We start from the raw sequence: 5,678 nt of genomic DNA on the forward strand, positions 1-5,678 counted from the left end.
GGTTGATAGGCCAGATATGGAAGCCTGGTAACGGGTGGAGTTGACTGGTACTAATAGGCCGAGGGCTTGTCCTCAGTTGCTCGCGTCCACTGTGTGGTTCCCGGGTTGCGAACAGTCGCACCGGTTGAACCAGTAATGCTTTACCATGCCGTTTCGCGGCATGGATTAATTAAAAAGTGTGCTTGTTCGCTAGGAACACCCGAAGGTGTTTCGGTGGTCATTGCGTTAGGGAAACGCCCGGTTACATTCCGAACCCGGAAGCTAAGCCTTTCAGCGCCGATGGTACTGCAGGGGGGACCCTGTGGGAGAGTAGGACGCCGCCGAACAATATTTCAAGGACCCTTGGTCCCAGCGTTCACGCTGGGACCAAGGGTCCTTTTTTGTTTTTTGTCGAAGCGCGCCGCTAAGCCGGGTGCGCGAGAATGACTGCGTTACCCGAAGACAGGAGTCACGACGATGTCCCCCAACTCTTCCGACGATCGGTCGGATCGCGAGCCTCGGCGCGGTGGTCCTCGCGGACCGCGCCGTGACGACACGCGTGGCGGCGGCCCCCGGCGTGACGACCGTCCGGCCTTCCGCCGTGACGATGACCGTTCGCGTGGGCCGCGTCAGGACGACCGTGGCGGTTTCCGGCGTGACGACCGTGGCGGCAGCGACCGGCGAGACGACCGGGGCCCGCGTCGTGACGATGACCGTGGCGGCCGGCCTGCCGGTGGCGGCGGCTACGGGCGCCGGGATGACCGTGGCGGCCGGCCCTCTGGCGGTGGCTTCGGTCAGCGTGACGATCGCGGTGGGTTCCGGCGGGATGACCGCGGGGGCGGTGACCGGCGTGACTGTCGCCCCGGTTTCCAGCGTGACGACCGTGGGCCGCGTCGGGATGACGACCGTGGCGGTTTCCGCCGCGACGACCGTGGCGGCGGCCCCCGGCGTGACGACCGTCCGGCCTTCCGCCGTGACGATGACCGTTCGCGTGGGCCGCGTCAGGACGATCGCGGCGGGTTCCGGCGCGACGACCGACGTGATGACCGTCGGGATGACCGGCGCGACGACCGTGGCGGCGGTGACCGGCGTGACAGTCGTCCTGGTTTCCAGCGTGACGACCGTGGGCCGCGTCGGGACGATGACCGGGGCGGGTTCCGGCGTGATGAGCGTCCGGGGTTCCGGCGGGATGACGATCGGGGGCGTGGGCCTCGTCGCGATGACCGTGGGGGCGGCGACCGTCCGCGTGGGCCGCGCCAGGACGACCGGGGCGGGTTCCGTCGCGACGACCGCCGGGATGACCGGCGCGACGACCGACGTGACGACCGTCCCGGTTTCCGGCGTGATGACCGGGCTCCGCGTCGGGATGACCGTGGGGGTCGGCCGTCCGGTGGGTTCCAGCGGGACGAGCGGGCTCCGCGTCGGGACGATGACCGGGGCGGGTTCCGTAGGGATGATCGGCGTGACGACCGTCGGGACGACCGGCGTTCTGGCTTCCCGCGTGATGACCGTGCTCCGCGGCGGGACGATGACCGTGGGGGCCGGCCGTCCGGTGGGTTCCGGCGGGATGACCGGGGCGGTGGCGACCGGCGGGATGGCGACCGTGGCGGTTACCGCGGTGGTCAGCGCCCTTCGCGGGATGACCGGCAGGGCGGCGGCGGGTACCGGGGGCGGGATGACCGCGGTTCCGGTGGGTCCGGGCGGCGCGACGACCGGGAGCGTGACCGGGAGCCCGTACGCCGGCTGCCGATCCCCGAGGACGTGACGGGTCACGAGATCGACCCGGATGTGCGGCAGGAGCTGCTGAGCCTGCCCAAGACCCTTGCCGAGGACGTCGCGAGGAACCTCGTGATGGTGGCGAATCTGCTGGACGAGGACCCGGAGCAGGCGTACGAGTACTCCCGTATCGCGCTGCGGCTCGCTTCCAGGGTCGCGGCCGTCCGTGAGGCGGCCGGGTTCGCCGCGTACGCCACCGGCAAGTACTCCGAGGCGCTGGCCGAGTTCCGGGCGGCGCGGCGGATGACCGGGTCCGTGGAGCTGTGGCCGGTCATGGCCGACTGCGAGCGCGGCATGGGCCGGCCGGAGCGGGCCATGGCGATGGCCGGCGAGCCCGAGGTGCAGCGGCTGGACAAGGCCGGGCAGGTCGAGATGCGGCTGGTCGCGGCCGGGGCCCGTAAGGACATGGGGCAGGCCGACGCGGCGGTGGTGACGTTGCAGGGCCCCGAGCTGGCCTCGAACTCGATCCAGCCGTGGACCGCCCGTCTCCGTTACGCCTACGCCGACGCGCTGCTGGAGGTGGGGCGCGAGGACGAGGCGCGCGAGTGGTTCGGGAAGGCGCTGGAGGCCGACCAGGGCGGTACGACGGACGCCTCCGACCGGCTCGCTGAGCTGGACGGCGTGGAGTTCGTGGACGCGTTGGGCGAGGAGGACGGCGAGGTCGAGGTCGAGGTCGAGGCGGAGGCCAAGGCTGAGGTCGAGGTCGATCCTGACGGTGGCGACAAGCACTGATCGCTGATGGTCGCGAGGGCGGGGACTCCGGTCGGAGTCCCCGCCCTCGTCGTATGGTCTCGGTGAGCCCTGCGGGCTACGGTGGGCCGATGGCGTCGATCAGGCAGGTCCAGGTCACTTTCGACTGTGCGGAACCCGAGCGGGTCGCCCGTTTCTGGTGCGAGGTGCTGGGATACGTGGTGCCTCCGCCGCCGGAGGGGTTCGCTACGTGGGACGCGTTCGATCGCTCGCTGCCGCCGGAGCAGCAGGGTTCGTCGTTCGCCTGTGTCGATCCCTCGGGTGTCGGCCCGCGGCTGTACTTCCAGCGCGTCCCCGAGGGCAAGGTCGTCAAGAACCGGGTGCATCTCGATGTGCGGGCCGGCACCGGGCTCGTGGGCGACGAGCGCCTCGCGGCGCTTGAGGCCGAGTGCGCACGGCTGGTCCCGCTGGGCGCGGTGTGCGTGCAGGTGCTGCATGCCGATGAAGTCAACGAGTCCTGCATCGCGATGCAGGACATCGAGGGCAACGAGTTCTGTCTCGACTGAGGGGCCGCGTCAGCCCAGTGCGAGGTTGCGGAGCACCAGGCCGGTGGCCGGTTTCGGGCCGAAGGACGTGGACTTGCGGGGCATGGTGACGCCCTGCTGGGCCAGTTCGCGTACGACCTCCTCGCGCACCGGGTGCATCAGTACGGCCGTGCCGCCGTGCCGTTCGGCCTGTTCGACGGCGGCCGACGCCTCGTGGATGTAGCCGATGTGCTCGGGGTCGTCCGGGACCTGCCAGACGTGTTCGAGCAGGGCCGAGTGCAGGACGGTCGCGTCGAGGGAGCGCCATGCCTGCGGCCGGCCGTCTGGGATCGTACGGGCCAGGAGGCCGGGGTCCGGCCGGTCGACGAGGTGGAAGCCGCCGTCGCCCGCGAGCAGGAAGGCGGTGCCGCCGGCCCGTGCCGCGTCCGAGAGGGCTTCGAGCGCCTCGGGCAGCGGCCCTTCGACGGTGCGGGTCCGGAAGGTGTCCGACACCGCGTCGAGGGCGTCCTTGACCGGGAGGCGGTGCAGGAGCCGGTGGATGGCCCGTACGAGCAGGGGGTAGCGGGCGGTGTCCACGAGGAGCACCAGGCCGTAGTCCCAGGGGCCGGGCGCGGCCTGTTCGGAGTGCACCCGCAGATACGTGGCCCAGCGGTGGTGGCCGTCGGCGATGAGGGCCTGGCGCTGGGAGAGGTCCTCGTCGATGCGGGCCAGGTCGGCCGGGTCGGTGAGGGACCACAGCCGGTGGGCGAAGCCGTCCTCGGTGGTGGTGGCGAGCAGCGGTTCGGTGCGGATCGTGCGCTCGATGACGGCGGTGGCGCCGGTGGCGGAACCGTTCCCGCGGTAGACGAAGAGGAGCGGTTCGAGGTTGGCGTAGGTGTCGCGCATGAGCGCGGCGCGGTCCTCGACGATGTGCGGCATCACGTCCTCGTGGGGGAGGACGACGCCCGCTTCGCGCGGGGTCAGGCGGAGGGCTCCGATGAGGCCGCGCTGGAGGGTGTGGCCGTCGTTCTGCTCGTACACGTAGAGCGCCGGTTCGGGGTCGGGGGCGAGGATGCCCTCTTCCTGCCAGCGGCGCAGGGTGTCGCCGGCCTGGCGGTGGCGGTCGGCGGCGGTGGCGGCCTGCGGGAGGATCAGGCGGACGATGTTGTGCGGATCGGACGTCTCCAGGTGGCGCAGGCCGTCCGGCCGTACGACCACGTCGTACGGGGGCGAGGTCACGGCGGCGAGGCTGCCGACCCGCTCCGGCACGTAGCGCAGCCCTCTGAAGGGGGCCAGTTGGAGACCCTGTCCGGCGTGCCCTGGAGTGCTCATTGGGAAATGTTATGTCGCATACCGGCATGAGCGATGATCGGGGGAGCCAGACACGGAAGCACGAGGAGCGCACGCCATGAACCAGACCGTCCGGACCAGCCCCGACGGCAGCGAGGAGCGGCTGAGCGCCGCCTACGACACCGCGTTGCTGGATCTCGACGGGGTGGTGTACGCGGGGGGCGAGGCGATCGCGCACGCCGTCGAGTCGCTGGGCACGGCGCGGGACGGCGGGCTGCGTCTGGCGTACGTCACCAACAACGCGGCGCGGACCCCGCAGACGGTCGCCGAGCATCTGACGCGGCTGGGCGTGGCGACGGAGGCGGCGGACGTGATCACCTCGGCGCAGGCCGTGGCGCGGCTGATCGCCGATCAGGTCCCGGCGGGGGCACGGGTGTTGGTGATCGGCGCGGAGGGGCTGGAGGTCGCGCTGCGGGAGCGCGGGCTGGAGCCGGTGTTCTCCGCCGACGACGACCCGGCGGCGGTGGCTCAGGGGTACGGCGGGCCGGGCATGACGTGGGAGCGGTTGCAGGAGGCGTCGTACGCGGTGGCGCGGGGCGTGCCGTGGTTCGCCTCCAACACCGATCTGACGATTCCGAGCGCGCGCGGGATCTCGCCGGGGAACGGGGCGGCGGTGGAGGTCGTACGGATCGCCACGGGGGCCGATCCGCAGGTGGCGGGGAAGCCGTTGCCTCCTATGCACCGGGAGACGGTGCTGCGGACGGGGGCTTCGCGGCCGTTGGTGGTGGGGGATCGCCTGGATACGGATATCGAGGGGGCTTATGTGGGGGGTGTGGATTCGTTGCTGGTGCTGACGGGGGTTACGTCGGCGGGGGCTCTGCTGGCGGCTTCGCCTCGGCATCGGCCTACGTATGTGGCTTTGGATTTGCGGGGGTTGCTGGAGTCCCAGCCGGTGGTTTCGGCGGAAGGGGACGTTTTTGTCTGTGGGGGGTGGGCTGCTTCTGTCGAGGGCGGGAAGTTCGTGCTTTCGGGGGATGGGGCGGCCGTTGACGGGCTGAGGGCGTTGTGCGGGGCCGCCTGGTCCTTGGCCGGGGAGCAGGTTTGTGAGGTGGACTCGGGGGAGGTTTTGGGGCGGTTGGGGTTGTAGCCCGGGGGATTTCTTCCCCACCCCGCCCCTTCCCGTAACCGGGGCGCTGCCCCGGGCCCCGGTCCTCAAGCGCCGGACGGGCTGGAGGGGGCCGGGCGGGGGGTGTCCTCAAGCGCCGGACAGGCTTGAGGGGGGTCGGGTGGGGAGTGTCCTCAAGCGCCGGACGGGCTGGATTCGGCTGGGCGGGGGGGGGTGGGGGGGGCACGTAGGAGTATAACAAAAGAGAAAACCACAAAAACACAAAAAACAAAAAGTCTAAATCTTTAGTATTT

The 5,678-nt window shown here is 70.7% G+C and carries 5 protein-coding genes and 1 rRNA gene; 5 read left to right on the forward strand and 1 reads right to left on the reverse strand.

What is annotated here, in order from left to right:
• The first annotated feature begins 209 nt into the window (after positions 1 to 209).
• From rrf to AB0I22_RS39465, 4 genes are all read left to right on the forward strand, one after another.
• Positions 210 to 326: ribosomal RNA gene (gene rrf, locus AB0I22_RS39450) — 5S ribosomal RNA — on the forward strand.
• Positions 327 to 526: 200 nt separating this feature from the next.
• Positions 527 to 1,744, forward strand: a complete 1,218-nt coding sequence (locus tag AB0I22_RS39455; protein WP_363135866.1) for a hypothetical protein — start codon at positions 527 to 529, stop codon at positions 1,742 to 1,744.
• Positions 1,723 to 2,487: a hypothetical protein gene (locus AB0I22_RS39460; protein WP_363135865.1), complete on the forward strand. Its 765-nt coding sequence runs from the start codon at positions 1,723 to 1,725 to the stop codon at positions 2,485 to 2,487. Before AB0I22_RS39455 ends, AB0I22_RS39460 begins: the two co-directional genes overlap by 22 nt.
• Before the next feature lie 89 nt (positions 2,488 to 2,576).
• Complete coding sequence (locus AB0I22_RS39465) at positions 2,577 to 3,011, forward strand: VOC family protein (RefSeq protein ID WP_363135862.1); 435 nt, start codon at positions 2,577 to 2,579, stop codon at positions 3,009 to 3,011.
• A 9-nt stretch (positions 3,012 to 3,020) separates the two neighbouring features.
• On the opposite strand, the gene AB0I22_RS39470 is transcribed toward AB0I22_RS39465, so the two are convergent.
• The gene (locus AB0I22_RS39470; RefSeq protein WP_363135863.1) at positions 3,021 to 4,301 is read right to left on the reverse strand and encodes a DUF1015 domain-containing protein; all 1,281 of its coding nucleotides are present in this window, start codon (positions 4,299 to 4,301) and stop codon (positions 3,021 to 3,023) included.
• A 76-nt stretch (positions 4,302 to 4,377) separates the two neighbouring features.
• Between AB0I22_RS39470 and AB0I22_RS39475 the strand changes: the two genes are divergently transcribed.
• Positions 4,378 to 5,406 (forward strand): HAD-IIA family hydrolase, encoded by a 1,029-nt coding sequence (locus tag AB0I22_RS39475; protein WP_363135864.1) that lies wholly within the window; start codon positions 4,378 to 4,380, stop codon positions 5,404 to 5,406.
• Positions 5,407 to 5,678: the final 272 nt, after the last annotated feature.

This window comes from Streptomyces sp. NPDC050610 (assembly GCF_040654875.1).
Taxonomy (GTDB): domain Bacteria; phylum Actinomycetota; class Actinomycetes; order Streptomycetales; family Streptomycetaceae; genus Streptomyces.

What these genes read in the sequence shown, in the direction of transcription:
- AB0I22_RS39465 (WP_363135862.1), top strand. Translation starts at nt 2,577, where the DNA reads ATGGCGTCGATCAGGCAGGTCCAGGTCACTTTCGACTGTGCGGAACCC.
- AB0I22_RS39470 (WP_363135863.1), bottom strand. Translation starts at nt 4,301, where the DNA reads ATGAGCACTCCAGGGCACGCCGGACAGGGTCTCCAACTGGCCCCCTTC.
- AB0I22_RS39475 (WP_363135864.1), top strand. Translation starts at nt 4,378, where the DNA reads ATGAACCAGACCGTCCGGACCAGCCCCGACGGCAGCGAGGAGCGGCTG.